Source organism: Pseudomonas sp. B21-048, from assembly GCF_024748615.1.
Classification (GTDB): Bacteria; Pseudomonadota; Gammaproteobacteria; order Pseudomonadales; family Pseudomonadaceae; genus Aquipseudomonas.
Genome location: NZ_CP087168.1, coordinates 1,276,602 through 1,295,708 on the forward strand (window position 1 = coordinate 1,276,602; position 19,107 = coordinate 1,295,708).

Below are 19,107 nucleotides of genomic sequence, written 5' to 3' on the forward strand. Positions count from 1 at the left end.
GGGAATGCCTCAACGGATGCTCCGCGTCCGCTTCTGGGACGCGGAGCGTCCCGGGCTGCATTCCCACGCGGAGCGTGGGAACGATCGGCAGAGGAGATCGGTAGGGAGATAACAATCTGTTCGATAAACGAACACTCAGTCGATTATCGGATTGTTTGGCGTTTTTCAGGGGCTTACTCTTCAGTCATTCCGGCGCTGAACCTCGCGCCTTTTTCTACCACTGTCGGTTCATAACAAAACGGGAGCCTGCCCCATGGCTGAAATCCTTTCGCTACACGACGCGGTGAAGCAGCTCGTCAACGACGGCGATACCGTCGCGCTCGAAGGCTTTACTCACCTGATTCCTACGGCGGCGGGTCACGAAATCATCCGTCAGGGCAAGAAAGATCTGACCTTGGTGCGGATGACGCCCGACTTGATCTATGACCAATTAATCGGTGCCGGTTGTGCTCGCAAGCTGATCTTCTCTTGGGGCGGCAATCCAGGCGTCGGTTCGCTGCACCGTCTGCGTGACGCGGTCGAGCGGCAGTGGCCGCATGCGCTTGAAATCGAAGAACACAGCCACGCCGACTTGGCCAATGCCTACGTCGCGGGCGCTTCGGGCTTACCGTTCGCGGTGCTGCGTGCCTACGGCGGTTCCGACCTGCCGAAGGTCAACCCGCTGATCAAAACCGTCACGTGCCCGTTCACCGGCGAAGTGCTGGCGGCGGTGCCATCGGTGCGCCCGGACATCACCGTGATTCACGCGCAAAAAGCCGACCGCAAAGGCAACGTGCTGCTCTGGGGCATTCTCGGTGTGCAGAAAGAAGCGGCGCTGGCGGCCAAACGCTGCATCGTCACTGTCGAAGAAATCGTCGACGACCTCAATGCACCGATGAACGCTTGCGTGCTGCCGACCTGGGCCTTGAGCGCGGTCTGCCACGTACCGGGTGGCGCGCATCCGTCCTACGCCCTCGGTTACACCGAACGCGACAACCGCTTCTACCAGGCCTGGGACCCGATTGCCCGCGACCGTGAAACCTTCACCGCGTGGATCAACGAGTACATCCACGGTAGCGCTGATTTCAGCGAGTTCCAGGCCAAGCTGGCCGCTGCTTCGGAGGCCAAGTAATGACTTACACCACCAATGAAATGATGACCGTCGCCGCCGCCCGCCGTCTGAAAAACGGTTCGGTGTGTTTCGTCGGCATCGGCCTGCCGTCGAAAGCGGCCAACCTGGCACGTCTGACTTCCTCACCAGATGTAGTCCTGATCTACGAGTCGGGTCCGATTGGTGCCAAGCCGAGCGTATTGCCGCTGTCGATCGGTGACGGTGAACTGGCGGAAACTGCCGACACCGTCGTTCCTACCGGTGAGATTTTTCGCTACTGGCTGCAGGGCGGGCGCATCGACGTCGGTTTCCTCGGCGCCGCGCAAGTCGACCGTTTCGGCAACATCAACACCACGGTGGTGGGCGACTACCATCAGCCGAAAGTTCGTCTGCCGGGTGCTGGTGGCGCGCCGGAAATCGCCGGTTCCGCCAAGAGCGTGCTGATCATCCTCAAGCAATCGGCGCGTTCCTTTGTCGACAAACTCGACTTCATTACGTCGGTCGGCCATGGCGAGGGCGGTGATTCACGCAAGCGTCTCGGCCTGCCGGGCGCAGGTCCCGTTGGCATTATTACCGACCTGTGCATCATGGAACCGGAAGCGGATACCCATGAATTCGTGGTGACTGCGCTGCACCCAGGCGTGACCCGCGAGCAAGTGATTGCTGCCACCGGATGGGCGATTCGCTTCGCCGATCAGGTGGAAAACACCGCCGAGCCAACCGATGTCGAGCTGACCGCGCTGCGTGATCTGGAAGCCCGCACCGCTGCGGCCCACGGCCAAGCACCCGGAGAAGCCTGATGCGTGACGTTTATATCTGTGACGCCATTCGCACCCCCATCGGCCGTTTCGGCGGTGGCCTGTCGGTGGTTCGCGCCGATGACCTGGCCGCCGTACCGATCAAAGCGTTGATGGAACGCAATCCTTCGGTGGACTGGAACATGGTGGACGAGGTGTTTCTCGGCTGTGCTAACCAGGCCGGCGAAGACAATCGCAACGTTGCGCGTATGGCGCTGTTGCTGGCCGGATTGCCGGAAACAATTCCCGGCGTGACCCTCAATCGCCTCTGCGCTTCGGGCATGGATGCCATCGGCACCGCGTTCCGCGCTATCGCCAGCGGCGAGATGGAGCTGGCGATTGCCGGCGGCGTCGAGTCGATGTCCCGTGCGCCCTTCGTGATGGGCAAGGCCGATGCCGCGTTTTCGCGCAACATGAAACTGGAAGACACCACCATCGGCTGGCGTTTCATCAACCCGTTGATGAAAGCCCAATACGGTGTGGATGCGATGCCGCAGACCGCCGATAACGTGGCCGACGACTACCAGGTTTCCCGCGCCGATCAGGACGCTTTCGCCCTGCGCAGTCAGCAGCGCACGGCCGCCGCGCAGGCTGCAGGATTTTTCGCCGAAGAAATCGTCGAAGTGCGCATTGCCCACAAGAAGGGTGAAAGCGTCGTCACGCAGGATGAGCATCCCCGCGCTGACACGACATTGGAAACCCTGGCCAAACTCAAACCAGTCAATGGCCCGGATAAAACCGTTACCGCTGGCAACGCTTCCGGCGTGAACGACGGTGCGGCGGCGTTGATTCTGGCTTCAGCCGATGCGGTGAAGAAACATGGCCTGACTGCCCGCGCTCGCGTGTTGGGCATGTCGAGTGCCGGTGTCGCACCTAGGGTGATGGGCATTGGCCCGGTGCCGGCGGTGCGTAAATTGACCGAGCGCTTGGGCCTGGCAGTCAGCGATTTCGATGTGATCGAACTCAACGAAGCCTTCGCCAGCCAGGGCTTGGCCGTGCTGCGTGAACTGGGGTTGGCGGATGACGCGGCCCAGGTCAACCCGAACGGTGGCGCCATCGCCTTGGGTCATCCGCTGGGCATGAGCGGTGCACGCTTGGTACTGACCGCGTTGCATCAACTGGAAAAGACCGGTGGCAAGAAAGGCCTGGCGACCCTGTGCGTCGGTGTCGGCCAGGGTCTGGCCTTGGCGATCGAACGGGTCTGACACGCTGGCTGTGAATTAAAAGCGTCGACTAATAAGAACTGAGGAAAGCGCAATGACTGACAAACCTGGTTACCGTCGCCCACAGGCGGGCACTCAGCCGGAATACCTGCACCCTCCTTATCAATCCACCAACCTGCGCTCGCCGTCCAAACCGTTGGTGTTTTTGCCTCATTCGCTGTCGGAAATCACCGGGCCGACCATCGGCGTCGAGCGCATCCAGGAGCAGGACAACGACCTGACTGCCCAGCACTCGGGCGAACCACTGGGTGAACGGATCATCATTCACGGCCGCGTGCTGGATGAAAACGGTCTGCCGGTGCCGGGGATTCTGGTGGAGATCTGGCAGGCCAACGCCGCTGGTCGTTACAACCATGCGCGTGACCTGCACGACGCGCCACTGGACCCGAACTTCACCGGCACCGGTCGCACCGTGACCGACGCCGATGGCTGGTATCAGTTTCAGACCATCAAGCCTGGCGCCTATCCGTGGGGCAACCACCACAACGCATGGCGCCCGGCGCACATCCATTTCTCACTGTTCGGGCCGAGTATTCTCACGCGCCTGGTGACGCAGATGTATTTTCCGGGCGACCCGTTGCTGGCCTACGACCCGATCTACAACTGCGTGCCTGATACCGGTGCCAAAGAGCGCCTGATCGCCCGTTTCGATCTGGAAAAAACCATTCCTTCCTACGCCCTCGGTTATCGTTGGGACATCGTCTTGCGCGGCCGCGAAGCCACGCCGATGGAGAAATAAGATGACGCTGAACGCGACCACGTCCCACACCGTCGGGCCGTATTACCACATCGGCCTGACCTGGCTGAACCGCGAAGACCTGACCGTCGAACAAACTCTGGGCGAACGCGTGACGATCACCGGGCAAGTCGTCGATGGCAATGGCGACTTCGTCAACGATGCCATGCTTGAAGTCTGGCAGGCCAACGCCGCCGGCAAGTACGACCACCCCGAAGACGATCAGGACAAGCCCCTGGACCCGAACTTCGAAGGGTTTGGCCGGGTGCCGGTGGATGCGCAAGGGCGCTTCCGGTTTACCACGATCAAACCGGGCCCCGTGGAAGGCTTGAAGGGCGCGACCCAGGCGCCGCATTTGGTGGTGCTGGTGTTTGCTCGCGGGTTGGTGAAGCACTTGCTGACGCGGATTTATTTTGATGGCGAACCGGCTAATGTAGCGGACCCGCTATTGGAGTGCGTGCCTGCTGAACGCCGCGGCACCTTGCTGGCGAAACAAGATGCTTCGGGTGTTTATCAGTGGAATGTGATTTTGCAGGGGACCGATGCCGAGACGGTGTTTTTCGATTATTGAGAGCAAGATCAAAAGATCGCAGCCTGCGATCTTTTGGCGCCTGCACCACGATCTTGATTTTTACGCGGAGGCCTGACCGGCCCACGCCTGCAAGGACTGTTTATGAACCAGCGACCGGGCAATCAATTGTTCGATGCCTACTTCACCGCACGCGACATGCGTGAGGTGTTCTGCGATCAGGGCCGGGTTCAGGCCATGCTTGATTTCGAAGCGGCGCTGGCCCGGGCCGAGGCACGGGTTGGCCTGATTCCGCAGACGGCTGTCGCGTCTATCGAAGCGGCGTGTCGGGCCGAGCATTACGACTTCGCCGCGCTTGGTGAGGCCATTGCCACGGCGGGCAATTCGGCGATTTCGCTGGTCAAGGCGTTGGGCAAGCAGATCGCCAAGAACGATGCCGAAGCCGAGCGCTACGTGCATCTGGGCGCGACCAGCCAGGATGTAATGGACACCGGCCTGGTGCTGCAACTGCGCCGCGCGCTGGAATTGATCGATGCTGATCTGATGCAGCTGGGGGAAACCCTCGCGACCCAGGCCTGGCGTTACGTCGCCACGCCGTTGGCCGGGCGCACCTGGTTGCAACACGCGACGCCCGTCACCCTCGGCATGAAAATCGCCGGTTGGCTGGGGGCGGTGACGCGCAGCCGTCAGCGTCTGCTGGAACTCAAACCGCGCCTGTTGGTGCTGCAATTCGGTGGCGCCTCCGGCACCCTCGCGGCCCTCGGCGAGCAGGCGATGCCGATTGCCGAAGCCTTGGCCGCAGAACTGCAACTGACCTTGCCGGAACAACCCTGGCACACCCAGCGTGATCGTCTGGTGGAATTCGGCGCGGTGCTGGGGTTGATCGCCGGCAGCCTCGGTAAACTCGGCCGCGACATCAGCCTGTTGATGCAGACCGAGGCCGGCGAAGTATTCGAGCCATCGGCGCCGGGCAAGGGCGGTTCCTCGACCATGCCGCACAAGCGCAACCCGGTGGGCGCGGCGGTGCTGATCGGCGCGGCGACGCGGGTGCCGGGTTTGCTCTCGACCTTGTTCAGCGCCATGCCGCAGGAGCACGAACGCAGCCTGGGCCTGTGGCATGCCGAATGGGAAACCCTGCCGGAGATCTGTTGTTTGGTGTCAGGCAGCCTGCAGCAAGCGCTGTTGGTGGCCGACGGACTCGAAGTGGACGCGATGCGAATGACGCGCAACCTCGATCTGACCCAGGGCCTGGTGCTGGCCGAAGCCGTGAGCATCGCGCTGGCGCAACGGGTCGGTCGCGACACCGCGCACCATCTACTGGAGCAATGCTGCAAGCGCGCAGTGGCCGAACAACGTCATCTGCGCGCGGTGCTCGGTGACGAGCCGCAGGTGACTGCGGAGCTGTCGGACGCTGAGCTCGATCATCTGCTGGACCCCGCCCATTACCTCGGTCAGGCCCATACCTGGGTCGAGCGAGCGGTGGCTGAACATTTTGCGTTGACTGCCTGAAAGGAGACTGCTGTGGGATTCGTACAACTCGCCGAGGGCGAACTGCACTACCAAATTCAAGGGCCGCAACTCGATGGACCGGCGGAGGCGCCGGTGCTGGTGCTGTCCAACTCACTGGGTACCGACCTGCATATGTGGGACGCCCAGATCCCGGCGCTCACCGAGCATTTTCGCGTGCTGCGTTTTGACACACGTGGTCACGGCCAGTCGTTGGTCACGCCGGGGCCGTACAGCATTGAGCAACTGGGTCGCGACGTGCTGGCGCTGCTGGATGCGTTGCACATTGAGCGTGCGCATTTCTGCGGTCTGTCCATGGGCGGGTTGATCGGTCAGTGGCTGGGGATCAATGCCGGTCAGCGTTTGAACACACTGATCGTGTGCAACACCGCGGCGAAAATCGGCGATCCGTCGGTGTGGAATCCACGGATCGAAACCGTGCTGCGTGACGGCGCTGCGGCGATGATTGCCTTGCGTGATGCGTCGATTGCGCGCTGGTTCACCGCGGATTTTTCCGAGGCCAATCCGGCAGTGGTGAAGCGGATTACCGACATGCTCGCGGCGACTTCGCCTGAAGGTTACGCGGCCAATTGCGCGGCGGTACGCGATGCCGATTTCCGCGATCAGTTGTCGTCGATCAAGGTGCCGCTGCTGGTGATCGCCGGCACCGAAGACGCGGTGACGCCGCCGTCCGGCGGGCATTTCATTCAGGAACAAGTGCGTGGCGCCGAGTACGCCGAGTTCTACGCCGCGCACCTGTCCAACGTCCAGGCCGGCGCTGAATTCAGCGACCGGGTACTGGCGTTTTTGTCAGCTCATTGAGGAGATTGTTGTGGACGAGAAACAACGTTACGACGAGGGCCTGAATGTTCGCCGCGCAGTACTCGGCGACGCCCATGTCGACCGCAGCCTGAACGCGCTGACCGAGTTCAACTCGGAGTTCCAGGAGATGATCACCCGCCACGCCTGGGGCGACATCTGGACCCGCCCGGGCCTGCCGCGCCACACCCGCAGCCTGATCACCATCGCGATGCTGATCGGCATGAACCGCAACGAAGAACTCAAACTGCACCTGCGCGCCGCCGCCAACAACGGCGTGACCCGCGGCGAGATCAAGGAAGTGATCATGCAGAGCGCGATCTACTGCGGCGTCCCGGCGGCCAACGCGACATTTCACCTGGCCGAGTCGGTGTGGGATGAGTTGGGGGTTGAATCGCGCGAGTAATCCGCGAAAGTTGTGTCAGCCTAAGCTGACTCCTTCGCGGGCAAGCCCGCTCCCACATTTTTGTGTTTACAGCAGGCTGATCGGATAGTTGACAATCAACCGGTTCTCGTCGAACTCGTTGTTGCTGAAATCCCGGCGGATGGTCGAGTTGCGCCATTTGACGTTGAGGTCTTTGAGCGTACCGCTCTGTACGGTGTAGCCCAGTTCGCTTTCGCGGCCCCATTCCTTGCCGTCGCTGGTGGTTGCGGTGTGTACGTTGTCGCCGCTGATGTAGCGGTTCATCAGGGTCAGGCCCGGTACACCCAGGGCGGCGAAGTTGTAGTCATGGCGCAGTTGCCAGGATTTTTCCTTCGCGTTGTCATAGCTGGCGTTGTAACTGTCGTTGGCCAGGGTGCCGCCGCTGGTGCCGTTGACGCGCATCCAGGCGCTATCGCCGGTGAGTTTTTGCAGGCCGACATAGAAGGTGTTGCCGCCATATTTGGCCGAGAACAGGCCCGACCAGGTCTTGTTGTCCAGCTCGCCCGCCCGGGCGTTGCCGTCATCCTTTCCGTAGAAGAACCCGAGATTGGCGCCCAGCGTCCAGTCGCCCAGCGGTTGGGTGTGGATCAGGTTGACGTATTGCTGGCTGTAGATGTCCTTGAGTTCAGCGTTCCACAGGCCGATCTGAGTACGTTTGTCGTTGAAGACGTATTCGCCGCCCTGGAAGTTGAAGCGGTCTGACTTGAAGGCCGTTTTGCCGGTCATCGACATGTCGCTCATGCTGCTGTCGTCGCGCGGGCTGTTGGCGCGGAACTGGCCGCCATAGAGCGTCAGGCTGTCGATTTCCTTCGAAGTGATCTGACCGCCACGAAAGGTTTGCGGCAGCGAGCGACCGTCGTCCGAACGCAGGATTGGCAGTACCGGCATCCATTCGCCAACCTTCACTTCGGTCTGGGATAGCTTGGCCTTGAATGCCACATTGGTGCGACCGAAGTTGTCCGCCGGGCGCCCATCGTGGTCCAGCGGCAGCAACTGCGTACCGCCGGTGCCTTTGCCGCCGTCGAGTTTGACCGAATACAACCCCAGCACGTCCATGCCGAACCCGACGGTGCCCTGGGTGAACCCGGATTTAGCGTCGAGGATGAAGCTTTGCGTCCACTCTTCAGCCTTGCCCTGGGTCTTGGTTGGGTTGGTGAAGTTACGGTTGATGTAGAAATTGCGCAGGTTCAGGTTGACCTTGGCGCCCTCGACAAAACCGGCTTCCTCGGCCATGGCGGGCAGGGCCGCACCGGCCAGTGCGATGGCGATCAGGCTGGGTAAGAAATACTGCGTGGTGGAAGGCGTCATGGGCTCGGGTCTCTCTAATTCTTGGAGGTGAAACAGGGCGATGCCGTAACGTTCGGGTTGCAGACAAAAGATTTCGAATTCAAAAAAGCGGGGACGAGGTCAGCCGGACAGGGCAGGGCGCGGGGGCATGGTGTCGAACCTGTTGTTATTGGTTTTGTGCGACCGATGGTGAGGGAAACGGACTAAATGGTTCAATCGGGGGAGGGCGGGTTCTGGGCGATTATCGAACAGCAAAAGATCAAAAGATCGCAGCCTTCGGCAGCTCCATGGAATCGCGTACCTGCGTAGGAGCTGCCGAAGGCTGCGATCTTTTGATCTGGCTTTTCCGCAGCCAACAAAAAGCCCACCAATCGGTGGGCTTCGTGTTTACCGCGCTATCAGAACAACTTCATCTTCGGCGCTTCTTCTTTCAACGGCTCGTTCTTCGCCGTCTGTTCATTCCAGCCACCACCCAAGGCCTTGTACAGATTGACCGCGCTGACCAGCTGCGCCAGACGGTCGGTGATCAGCGCTTGTTGGGCACTGAACAGCTGGCGCTGGGCGTCGAGGAAGGTCAGGTTGCTGTCGACACCGATGCGGTAGCGACGCTCGGCCAGACGGTAGTAGTCCTGGTTGGCGCTGACGAAATCACGTTGAGCCTGCAGCTGCTCGGTGTAAGTCTGGCGTGCGGCCAGGCCGTCGGCGACTTCCTGGAAGGCCGTTTGAATGGACTTCTCGTAGTTCGCCACGCCGATGTCTTTTTGGATTTTCGAGTAATCCAGGCTGGCGCGCAGGCTACCGGCGTTGAAGATCGGCAGGTTGATCTGCGGCTGGAACAACCAGGTGCCCGAACCGCCCTTGAACAGGCCGGACAGGTCCGGGCTCAAGGAACCGGCATTGGCCGTCAGGCTGATGCTCGGGAAGAACGCAGCCCGTGCCGCGCCGATGTTGGCGTTGGCAGCCTTGAGGTTGTACTCGGCCTGAAGAATGTCCGGACGGCGTTGCAGCAAGTCCGACGGCAGGCCGGCGGGCACTTCGCTCAGCAGGTCATCCGACAGTGGCTTGGCCGCTTGCAGATTGGCCGGGATACCGGTGCCGAGCAGAAGCACCAGGCTGTTTTCGTCCTGAGCGACCTGACGGGTGTATTTGGCCTGTTGCGCGCGGGCGTTTTCCACCGAGGTGCGCGACTGGGCCAGATCCAGCGCCGAGGCTACGCCCACTTCGTTGCTGCGCGAGGTGAGCTTGTAGCTCTCCTCGTAGGCACCGAGGGTTTCCTGGGTCAGTTTCAGCAGTTCCTTGTCAGCCTGCCAGGTCAGGTAGGCGTTGGCCACACTGGCCACCAGGCTGATCTGCGTGCTGCGGCGCGCTTCTTCAGTAGCGAAGTACTTCTGCAGGGCTTCTTCGCTCAAGCTGCGCACCCGACCGAACAGGTCAAGTTCATAGGCACTGATGCCGACGGTGGCCGAGTAGGAGCTGGTGATGCCCGCTTCACCGGTCTGCGAGGCCCGTGCTGGAACCCGCTGACGGCTGCCAGTGCCGGTGGCCGAAACGGCCGGGAACAGATCGGCGCGCTGAATGCGGTACTGAGCCGCATAAGCGTCGATGTTCAGCGCCGCGACGCGCAGATCACGGTTGTTTTCCAGAGCGGTCTGAATCATCTGTTGCAGCGCCGGGTCGTGGAAAAACTGCTTCCAGCCTTGTTCGGCGGCGGCCTGGTTAGGCGCCTGGGCCGGCGTATACGCCGGGCCTTGCGGGTATTGGCCCGCCACCGGGGCTTCAGGCTGCTGATAGTCGGGTATCAGCGAGCAGCCGCTCAGTACGAAGGCGGCGACTGCGATGGAAAGTAATGACTTGCTCATTAGCCAGCCTCTTTAGAAGGTTCAATGGCGTCATCCTGGTCGGCGACTTTGCGCTGGCCCATGGACGATACAGTGACGAAGAACAACGGAACCCAGAAGATCGCCAGGATCGTGGCCGTGAGCATACCGCCAATCACCCCGGTACCGATCGCATGTTGACTACCCGAGCCTGCGCCTGTGGAAATGGCCAGTGGCACTACGCCGAGCACGAACGCGAGGGAGGTCATGATGATCGGTCGCAGACGCATCCGACAGGCTTCGATCGCGGCATCGCGCAGGCTACGTCCTTGCTCATGCAGTTCCTTGGCGAACTCGACGATCAGAATGGCGTTTTTCGCCGCCAGACCGATGGTCGTCAACAAGCCCACCTGGAAGTACACGTCGTTGGACAAGCCGCGCAGGCTGGTCGCCATCAGTGCACCGATAATCCCCAGCGGCACGACCAACATGACCGCGATCGGAATCGACCAGCTTTCATACAACGCTGCCAGACACAGGAACACCATCAGCAGCGACAAGGCGTACAACGCTGGCGCTTGCGAGCCGGACAGACGTTCCTCGTACGACAGCCCCGTCCAGGAAATACCGACGCCAGCCGGCAATTTCTTGGCGATGGCTTCGACTTCGGCCATGGCTTCACCGGTGGAATAGCCAGGTGCCGGGGCACCGAGGATTTCCATCGCTTCGACGCCGTTGTAACGCGCCAGTTTCGGCGAACCGTAGATCCACTCACCCTTGGCGAACGCCGAGAACGGAACCATGGTGCCGGCGCTGTTGCGCACGTACCACTTCTTCAGGTCTTCGGGGCTCATGCGAGCGCCGGGCAGGCCTTGCACGTAAACCTTCTTCACCCGACCGCGGTCGATGAAGTCGTTCACATAGCTACTGCCCAAGGCAATCGACAGGGTGTTGTTGATGTCGGTGAGGGTCACACCCAGGGCACTGGCCTTCTCGTCGTCGATTTCCAGCTGGTATTGCGGCTCGTCGTTCAGGCCGTTGGGACGGACTTGCGACAGGACCTTGCTTTGCGCCGCCATGCCGAGGAACTGGTTGCGTGCCGCCATCAGCTTGTCATGACCGATACCGGCGCGGTCCTGCAGGAACACGTCGAAACCGGTGGCGTTACCCAGTTCCAGTACCGCCGGCGGGGCGAAGGCAAACACCATTGCATCGCGGAAGGTAAAGAAATGCTGCTGGGCGCGGGCGGCCAGTTTGAATACGCTGTTGTCCGCGTTACGTTCGTCCCAGGGTTTGAGCATGATGAATGCCATCCCCGAACTCTGACCACGACCGGCGAAGTTGAAGCCGGTCACGGTAAACACCGAGGCCACCGCATCGCCTTCGCCACCCTCCTTGCTTGGACGCAGCAGGAATTCACGCATTTCGTCCACGACCACTTGCGTGCGCTGGGAGCTGGAACCGGCCGGGGTTTGCACCTGGGCAAACAGTACGCCTTGGTCTTCTTCCGGCAGGAACGCCGTTGGGATACGGGTAAACAGCCAGATCATGCCGACCACGATGATCAGGTACGCCAGCAAGTATGGAGCCTTGTGCGCGAGCATGTTGCTCACGCCGCGTTCGTAGCTTTTGACGCCACGGTCGAAATTGCGGTTGAACCAGCCGAAGAAGCCGCGTTTCGGCGTGCCGTGCTCGCCTTTCGGAATCGCCTTGAGCATGGTGGCGCAGAGCGCCGGGGTGAAAATCAACGCCACCATCACCGACAGCGCCATGGCCGAGACGATGGTGATCGAGAACTGCTTGTAGATCACACCGGTGGAGCCACTGAAGAACGCCATCGGCAGCAGTACCGCCGACAGAACCAGGGCAATACCGACCAGCGCACCCTGGATCTGCCCCATGGATTTCTTGGTGGCTTCCTTGGGTGACAAGCCTTCTTCGCTCATGACCCGTTCGACGTTTTCCACCACGACGATGGCATCGTCCACCAGCAAGCCGATGGCCAGTACCATACCGAACATGGTCAGGGTGTTGATGCTGAAGCCGAACGCCGCGAGGATCCCGAACGTACCCAGCAATACCACCGGCACGGTCATTGTGGTGATGACGGTGGCGCGGAAGTTTTGCAGGAACAGAAACATCACCAAAAATACCAGCACGATCGCTTCGACCAAGGTTTCAACCACACCCTTGATCGACTCGGTCACCACCGGCGTGGTGTCGTACGGGAACACCACTTCCATCCCTTCCGGGAAGAATGGTTTCAGGTCGTCGATGGTTTTGCGCAAGGCTTTTGCGGTGTCAAGGGCGTTGGCACCGCTGGCCAGTCTCACCGCCAGGCCGGAGGCCGGGGCGCCGTTGAACTGGGCGCTGACGCTGTAGTTCTCACCGCCCAGGCCCACATCGGCCACGTCGCCGACGCGCACTTGCGAGCCGTCCTTGTTGACCTTCAGCAAGATCGCCTTGAATTGCTCGGCGGTTTGCAGACGGGTCTTGCCGATGATCGTAGCGTTCAGTTGCTGACCGGGCAGGGCAGGCAAGCCGCCGAGTTGACCGGACGAGACCTGGACGTTCTGCGCCGCGATGGCGGTTTTCACGTCCACCGGGGTCAGGTTGAAATTATTCAACCTGGCCGGGTCGAGCCAGATCCGCATCGCGTACTGGGCGCCGAAGACCTGGAAGTCACCGACACCGGCCGTGCGCGAGATGGGGTCCTGCATGTTCGACACGATGTAGTTGGCCAGGTCGTCCTTGGTCATGCTGCCGTCGCGCGACACCACGCCGATCACCATCAGGAAGTTTCTCACTGACTTGGTCACGCGAATGCCCTGTTGCTGCACTTCTTGCGGCAGCAGCGGGGTGGCCAGGTTCAGCTTGTTTTGAACCTGAACCTGCGCGGTATCGGAGTTGGTGCCCTGCTCGAAGGTCGCGGTAATGGTCATGTTGCCGTCGGAGTTACTCTCCGATGAGACATAACGCAGGTTGTCGATACCGTTGAGCTGTTGCTCGATCACTTGCACCACGGTGTCTTGCACGGTTTGTGCAGAAGCGCCTGGATAGGTCACCGAGATGGCAATGGCCGGAGGCGCAATGCTCGGGTATTGGTTGATCGGCAGTTTGAGGATCGATAGAGCCCCGACCAGCATAATCACCAAGGCAATCACCCAAGCGAAAATCGGACGGTCGATAAAAAATTTCGACATGGTTTACTCCCCTTTGCCGCCGACAGCTGTGTTAGCTGCCTGTGCGGGGGCCGGGCTTTTTATGCCAACGTTAGTGGCTTCAGTGGCCTTGACTTCAACGCCAGGTCTGACGAATTGCAGCCCTTCGGTGATCACGCGATCACCTGCCTTCAGACCGTCTTCAATCAGCCATTGGTTGCCGACGGTGCGGCTGGCCTTGAGCTGACGCAGTTCGACCTTGTTGTCCGCACCGACCACCAGCGCGGTCGGAGAGCCTTTGAGGTCACGGGTCACGCCTTGTTGCGGGGCCAGAATCGCCGCGCTGTTCACGCCGGCCTGCAATTGGGCGTGAACGAACATGCCCGGCAGCAGGGTGTGATCAGGGTTGGGGAACACGGCGCGCAGCGTCACGGAGCCAGTGGTCTGGTCAACCGAGACTTCGGAGAACTCAAGCTTGCCGTCCAGCGTGTACTGGCTGCCGTCTTCCAGAGTCAGCTTGACCGCGGCGGCATTATCGCCAGCCTTTTGCAGGCGACCGCTTTCCAGTTCGCGGCGCAGCTCAAGCAACTCCACCGAAGACTGGGTGACGTCGACGTAAATCGGGTCCAGTTGCTGGATGACCGCCATGGCGTCGGTCTGGCCGCTGCTGACCAGCGCGCCTTCGGTCACCGAAGAACGGCCGATGCGACCGGAGATCGGAGCGTAAACCTTGGTGTAGCGCACGTTGATCTGGGCACTCTGCAGGGACGCTTCCGATTGCAGGCGATTGGCCAGTGCGGTGTCGTATTCCTGACGGCTGACAGCCTGTTCGTCGACCAGTTGCTTGTAGCGGTCGGAGATCGACCGGGTCGAACGCAGGTTGGCTTCGGCGCTTTTCAGGGTCGCGTCGTAGACCGATGGATCGATCTGATAAAGCTGCTGCCCGGCCTTGACCTCGCCACCTTCCTTGAACAGTCGCTTGAGAATGATGCCGTTGACCTGTGGGCGAACTTCGGCGATGCGGAACGCACTGGTGCGCCCTGGAAGTTCAGACGTCAGGGTGAAGGATTGAGGTTGCAGGGTTACGACGCCGACCTGAGGGGTAGGTGCGGCAGGTGCCGCCTCTTCCTTTTTACATCCACTGAGCAGCGATGCCAGGGCGACGGCAGTAACCAGAGCGGTAACAGCTGGCTTGAATTGCATGAGGATCCTCGGGTCAGGCGCGCAGATTGCGCACAAGAAATGTAGAAGGGTAAAAAATTTTTGCCGGGTGGATAAGTAGCTTGCTAAGCAATATACTTACGTTCATGGTTGTTTGTAAATAGCTTGGCGGTGTACCCACACGGTTACAAAAGCCGTTCAAAGGTCTGAATTGTAGGCCCCGGACGCAGCCCAAAAGCGCTCGTCGCACTTTTATTCAGCGGATATTCAGACATCGCTGAAACATCCTGATTGAGGTTTTACTAGCATGGTCCGTCGTACCAAAGAGGAAGCTCAAGAAACCCGAAGCCAGATACTCGAAGCGGCAGAACAAGCCTTTTATGAGCGGGGCGTGGCCCGCACGACGCTGGCGGATATCGCTACCCTGGCCGGGGTGACTCGCGGGGCCATCTACTGGCATTTCAGCAACAAGGCGGATCTGGTGCAGGCGATGCTCGATACCTTGCATGAGCCGCTGGATGAAATGGCCAAGGCCAGTGAAAGCGAAGATGAACTCGATCCGCTGGGCTGCATGCGCAAGCTGCTGATTCATTTGTTTCATCAAGTTGCCCTGGACCCGAAAACCCGACGCATCAACGAGATTCTGTTTCATAAGTGCGAATTCACCGATGAAATGTGCGACCTGCGCCAGCAGCGCCGAACGGCCAGTCTCGATTGCAATGTGCGAATCGCTCTGGCCCTGAGTAATGCGGTGAATCGCGGGCAGTTGCCGCAAGACCTCGACACTGCCCGCGCGGCCATCAGCCTGCATGCTTACATTGATGGCATTCTGTATCAGTGGCTGTTGGCTCCCGACAGTTTTCAACTGCACACCGAAGCCGAGAGTTGCGTCGATACAGGGTTGGATATGCTGCGCTTGAGTCCCAGCCTGCGCAATTGAACAAAATGTGTAATTGGATCCGTTTGTGTCAAGACTTTGAAGCGGGGAAATGACCTGGCTTCGTTCGCCATTTCTGTAATGGGGTGCTTTTATATACGTACGTTCGCCGGGTTGATAGGTAGCGAGCTACGTATTTTGTAGGAGTTTTGTGTCGAGTCTGTGAATGAATGTTAACAACCGCTCCTGCCTTCGAATGGCGGACACCTTGTAGGTGCTGCCGAAGGCTGCGATCTTTTGATCTTCCCAAACGCAAAAGCCCCGGTTCTTTACGAGTTGGGGCTTTTGCATTTCAACGGCGAACGTTTACAGCGCCGGATAATCGATGTAACCCACCGGGCCTTTGGCGTAGAACAATTCCGGACGCACCTCGTTCAACGGCGCATCGGCCTTCAAACGCGCCGGCAGATCCGGGTTGGCAATGAAGGGTACGCCGAACGCCACCGCGTCAGCCTTGCCACTGGCCAGCCACTCGTTGGCGCTGTCCTTGGTGAAGCGTTCGTTGGCGATGTACGGGCCGCCGAAGGCTTCTTTCAGTTGTGGGCCGAGGCTGTCGCCGGCTTCTTTCTCGCGCGAGCAGATGAAGGCGATGCCACGTTTGCCCAGTTCGCGAGCGACATAGGTGAAGGTCTCGGACAGATTATCGTCGCCCATGTCATGGAGATCGGCGCGTGGTGACAGGTGCACACCCACGCGGCCCGCGCCCCAGATTTCGATGGCGGCGTCGGTCACTTCCAGCAACAGGCGCGCACGGTTTTCCAGAGAGCCGCCATAGTTGTCGGTGCGCTGGTTGGTGCTGCTTTGCAGGAACTGGTCGAGCAGGTAACCGTTGGCGCCGTGGATTTCCACACCGTCGAAACCGGCGGCCTTGGCATTCTCTGCACCCAAGCGGTAAGCGTCGATGATGTCGGCGATTTCAGCGGTTTCCAGGGCGCGCGGAGTCGGGAAGTCGGCCAGTGGACGCACCAGGCTGACATGACCCTTGGGCTGGATGGCACTCGGCGCGACCGGAGCTTCGCCGTTCAGGTACAAGGGGTGGGAAATCCGACCCACGTGCCACAGTTGCAGGAAGATTTTGCCGCCAGCGCCGTGGATTGCCTTGGTCACGTTGCTCCAGCCGCGCACCTGGTCGTTGGACCAGATACCGGGAGTGTCCGGGTAGCCCACGCCTATTGGCGTGACCGAAGTGGCTTCGCTGAGGATCAGACCGGCAGAGGCGCGTTGCACGTAGTACTCGGCCATCAGTGCGTTCGGCACACGGCCTTCGTCGGCGCGGCAGCGGGTCAGCGGCGCCATGATGATGCGGTTGGCCAACTCGAGGTCGCCCAGTTTGATCGGATCAAAAATAGTCGTCATGAAATAGCTCTCTTTTAGCGATCAGTTCGTAATGGGGGCCAGCTCGGCGTCGCCGCTCTGACGGAAAGTAATCAGGGTCACCAGCAGGGCGAGTACCGCCAGTGCGGCTGCCGCGAGCGGCACGCTGGTCAGCCCGAAGCCATGGGCGATGACGTTGCCACCGACCCAGGCACCGAGCGCGTTGCCGACGTTGAAAGCGCCGATGTTCAGGGTCGATACCAGGTTCGGTGCCGCCTTGCCGTAGGTCACAACGTTCACTTGCAGGGCGGGTACGGCGGCGAAGCACGCGGTGGCCCAGAAGAACAGGGTGATTTCGGTTGGAATCACGGCAATGCTGGTCCAGGCCAGCACGGTGGACACGACCGCCATGGCGATGAACACTCCGATCAGCGTCGCCGCCAGGCTTTTGTCCGCCAGCTTGCCGCCGATGATGTTGCCGACCGTCAAGCCCAGGCCGATGAGCATCAAGGTCCAGGTGACGCCGCGTGGCGAGACACCGGTGACCTCGCCCAATAGAGGCGCGACATAGGTGAACAAGGTGAAGACAGAGGCGGCGAACAATGCGGTCATGCTCAATGACAGCCAGATGCCGGCGCCTTTGAGGGCGCGCAGTTCGGCGCGCATGTCGAGTTTCTCTTCATCGCGCTTGGCCGGCAGGAAACGGATGAGGCCGATCAGTGCAATTACACCGATTACGGTCACTGCCCAGAAGGTCGAACGCCAGCCGGCTTCCTGTCCGAGCGCGGTGCCCAGCGGCACGCCGAGGACGTTGGCCAAGGTCAGGCCGGTGAACATCAGGGCCACGGCCGACGCGCGTTTGTTGGCCGGCACCAGACCGGCTGCCACCACCGAACCGATACCGAAGAAGGCGCCGTGACACAACGCGGTGACCACACGGGCAAACATCAGAACGTTGTAATCACTGGCCAGGGCGCAAAGCAGGTTGCCGATGATGAAGATGCCCATCAACGCGACCAAAGCGGCCTTGCGCGGTAGTCGGGCGGTGGCCAGAGCCATGAATGGCGCGCCGATGGCCACGCCCAGGGCGTAACCGGTCACCAGCCAGCCAGCGCCGGGGATCGATACACCCAGATCGGCCGCCACCTCGGGCAACAGGCCCATGATGACGAACTCGGTGGTGCCGATGGCGAAGGCGCTCAAGGCCAGAATGAGTAGCGAGAGAGGCATTATCAGTTCCTTTTCGGAGCGCGGAGCTCCTTGTCGATGGCGTCGAGAAACGCCTGAATCACGTCCTCGTTGCGTTTGAAGAAATGCCATTGACCGGCTTTCTGGCTGCTGATCAGTCCTGCCCGTTGCAAGGTCGCCAAATGGGCGGACACGGTCGACTGCGACAGGCCGCAGCGTTGGTCGATCTGTCCGGCGCAAATGCCGTACTCATGGTTGTGGAGCTGTTCCGGGAACTGGACCTTGGGGTCTTTCAGCCAGATGAGAATGTCTCGGCGTACTGGATGTGCCAGCGCTTTTATTATTTCGTCGAGGTCGAGGGTCATGGGGTTGGGCTCATGATGAGTAGAACGCTATATCGCGATGAGGCGAACTTTAAATCGGTACTTCGCGATATACCAATATGATTTTGGTCTGATGACCGCATGAATCGGTATATCGGGTTATAACGATATTGATGGCGCAGTGCTAAGCTGCGCGCATGAACTATCTCGCACATCTGCACCTCGGTGGCCAGCGCCCCGGTCAAATGCTCGGCAGTCTGTATGGCGATTTCGTCAAAGGACGGCTGCAAGGGCAGTTCGATCCGGAGATCGAAGCGGCCATCCAATTGCACCGCAGCATTGACGTGTTTACCGATCGCCATCCGCTGGTGGACATCGCCTTGTCGCGGTTTTCGATCACGCGCCGGCGTTACGCCGGGATCGTGCTCGATGTGTTTTTCGACCACTGCCTGGCGCGGGACTGGACGCTTTACTCGGATCAGCCACTGGAGCAGTTCACTTCGGACGTGTACAGGGTGCTGTCCACCGAGTCGCAATTGCCGGAGCGCCTGGCGATGATTGCGCCGCACATGGTAGCCAATGATTGGTTGGGTTCTTACCGGGAGTTCGCGGTGCTGGAGCAGGTGCTGCGGGGGATTTCGCGGCGGTTGACCCGGCCGGAGGAACTGGCCGGGGCGATGCAGGAGTTGCGGCGGTTGTATGAACCGTTGAGCGAGGATTTTCAGTTGTTCTATCCACAGTTGCAGGACTTTGTAGCGCGACGAGTGTAGCCAGGATCAAAAGATCGTCCGAACG

Annotated in this window: 17 protein-coding genes; 10 read left to right on the forward strand and 7 right to left on the reverse strand. The window is 60.4% G+C overall.

Features of this window, described 5'->3' with window-relative positions:
- The first annotated feature begins 253 nt into the window (after window positions 1-253).
- From LOY56_RS05765 to pcaC, 8 genes are all read left to right on the forward strand, one after another.
- Window positions 254-1,111 carry a CoA transferase subunit A gene (locus tag LOY56_RS05765; protein WP_258620449.1) on the forward strand — a complete coding sequence of 286 codons (858 nt, stop codon included), beginning with the start codon at window positions 254-256 and terminating at the stop codon, window positions 1,109-1,111.
- On the forward strand, window positions 1,111-1,890 hold the full coding sequence (locus LOY56_RS05770) for a CoA-transferase subunit beta (protein WP_008005876.1): 780 nt from the start codon (window positions 1,111-1,113) through the stop codon (window positions 1,888-1,890). The genes LOY56_RS05765 and LOY56_RS05770 overlap by 1 nt, the downstream gene beginning before the upstream one ends.
- The gene (gene pcaF / locus LOY56_RS05775; protein WP_258622571.1) at window positions 1,887-3,092 is read left to right on the forward strand and encodes a 3-oxoadipyl-CoA thiolase; all 1,206 of its coding nucleotides are present in this window, start codon (window positions 1,887-1,889) and stop codon (window positions 3,090-3,092) included. Before LOY56_RS05770 ends, pcaF begins: the two co-directional genes overlap by 4 nt.
- A gap of 52 nt (window positions 3,093-3,144) precedes the next feature.
- Window positions 3,145-3,849 (forward strand): protocatechuate 3,4-dioxygenase subunit beta, encoded by a 705-nt coding sequence (gene pcaH, locus LOY56_RS05780; RefSeq protein WP_258620450.1) that lies wholly within the window; start codon window positions 3,145-3,147, stop codon window positions 3,847-3,849.
- A 1-nt stretch (window position 3,850) separates the two neighbouring features.
- On the forward strand, window positions 3,851-4,417 hold the full coding sequence (gene pcaG, locus LOY56_RS05785) for a protocatechuate 3,4-dioxygenase subunit alpha (protein ID WP_258620451.1): 567 nt from the start codon (window positions 3,851-3,853) through the stop codon (window positions 4,415-4,417).
- 102 nt (window positions 4,418-4,519) lie between these two features.
- Window positions 4,520-5,884, forward strand: a complete 1,365-nt coding sequence (locus tag LOY56_RS05790; RefSeq protein ID WP_258620452.1) for a 3-carboxy-cis,cis-muconate cycloisomerase — start codon at window positions 4,520-4,522, stop codon at window positions 5,882-5,884.
- Window positions 5,885-5,896: 12 nt separating this feature from the next.
- A complete protein-coding gene (gene pcaD, locus LOY56_RS05795) occupies window positions 5,897-6,703 on the forward strand; it encodes a 3-oxoadipate enol-lactonase (RefSeq protein ID WP_258620453.1) in 807 nt (268 codons plus the stop codon).
- A gap of 10 nt (window positions 6,704-6,713) precedes the next feature.
- Window positions 6,714-7,106, forward strand: coding sequence for a 4-carboxymuconolactone decarboxylase (pcaC, locus tag LOY56_RS05800; RefSeq protein ID WP_258620454.1), 393 nt, complete (start codon window positions 6,714-6,716; stop codon window positions 7,104-7,106).
- A gap of 66 nt (window positions 7,107-7,172) precedes the next feature.
- On the opposite strand, the gene LOY56_RS05805 is transcribed toward pcaC, so the two are convergent.
- The 4 genes from LOY56_RS05805 to LOY56_RS05820 all read right to left on the reverse strand — a co-directional run bounded on the left by LOY56_RS05805 (window position 7,173) and on the right by LOY56_RS05820 (window position 14,592).
- On the reverse strand, window positions 7,173-8,432 hold the full coding sequence (locus LOY56_RS05805; protein ID WP_258620456.1) for an OprD family porin: 1,260 nt from the start codon (window positions 8,430-8,432) through the stop codon (window positions 7,173-7,175).
- Between the two features lie 377 nt (window positions 8,433-8,809).
- Window positions 8,810-10,270, reverse strand: coding sequence for an efflux RND transporter outer membrane subunit EmhC (gene emhC, locus LOY56_RS05810; protein ID WP_258620458.1), 1,461 nt, complete (start codon window positions 10,268-10,270; stop codon window positions 8,810-8,812).
- A complete protein-coding gene (gene emhB, locus LOY56_RS05815) occupies window positions 10,270-13,431 on the reverse strand; it encodes an efflux RND transporter permease subunit EmhB (RefSeq protein ID WP_258620460.1) in 3,162 nt (1,053 codons plus the stop codon). The genes emhC and emhB overlap by 1 nt, the downstream gene beginning before the upstream one ends.
- A 3-nt stretch (window positions 13,432-13,434) precedes the next feature.
- Window positions 13,435-14,592, reverse strand: coding sequence for an efflux RND transporter periplasmic adaptor subunit (locus LOY56_RS05820; protein WP_258620461.1), 1,158 nt, complete (start codon window positions 14,590-14,592; stop codon window positions 13,435-13,437).
- 265 nt (window positions 14,593-14,857) lie between these two features.
- Here LOY56_RS05820 and emhR point away from each other — a divergent pair, with 265 nt between their 5' ends.
- On the forward strand, window positions 14,858-15,490 hold the full coding sequence (gene emhR / locus LOY56_RS05825; RefSeq protein ID WP_258620462.1) for an efflux system transcriptional repressor EmhR: 633 nt from the start codon (window positions 14,858-14,860) through the stop codon (window positions 15,488-15,490).
- A 303-nt stretch (window positions 15,491-15,793) separates the two neighbouring features.
- On the opposite strand, the gene LOY56_RS05830 is transcribed toward emhR, so the two are convergent.
- Genes LOY56_RS05830 through LOY56_RS05840 form a run of 3 tightly spaced genes read right to left on the reverse strand, consistent with a single transcriptional unit; the run spans window position 15,794 to window position 18,354 of the window.
- Window positions 15,794-16,843 (reverse strand): alkene reductase, encoded by a 1,050-nt coding sequence (locus LOY56_RS05830; RefSeq protein WP_258620463.1) that lies wholly within the window; start codon window positions 16,841-16,843, stop codon window positions 15,794-15,796.
- Between the two features lie 21 nt (window positions 16,844-16,864).
- On the reverse strand, window positions 16,865-18,031 hold the full coding sequence (locus LOY56_RS05835) for an MFS transporter (protein ID WP_258620464.1): 1,167 nt from the start codon (window positions 18,029-18,031) through the stop codon (window positions 16,865-16,867).
- 2 nt (window positions 18,032-18,033) lie between these two features.
- On the reverse strand, window positions 18,034-18,354 hold the full coding sequence (locus LOY56_RS05840; RefSeq protein WP_258620465.1) for a helix-turn-helix transcriptional regulator: 321 nt from the start codon (window positions 18,352-18,354) through the stop codon (window positions 18,034-18,036).
- Window positions 18,355-18,509: 155 nt separating this feature from the next.
- Here LOY56_RS05840 and LOY56_RS05845 point away from each other — a divergent pair, with 155 nt between their 5' ends.
- A complete protein-coding gene (locus LOY56_RS05845) occupies window positions 18,510-19,082 on the forward strand; it encodes an ACP phosphodiesterase (RefSeq protein ID WP_258620466.1) in 573 nt (190 codons plus the stop codon).
- The last annotated feature ends 25 nt before the right edge of the window (window positions 19,083-19,107 follow it).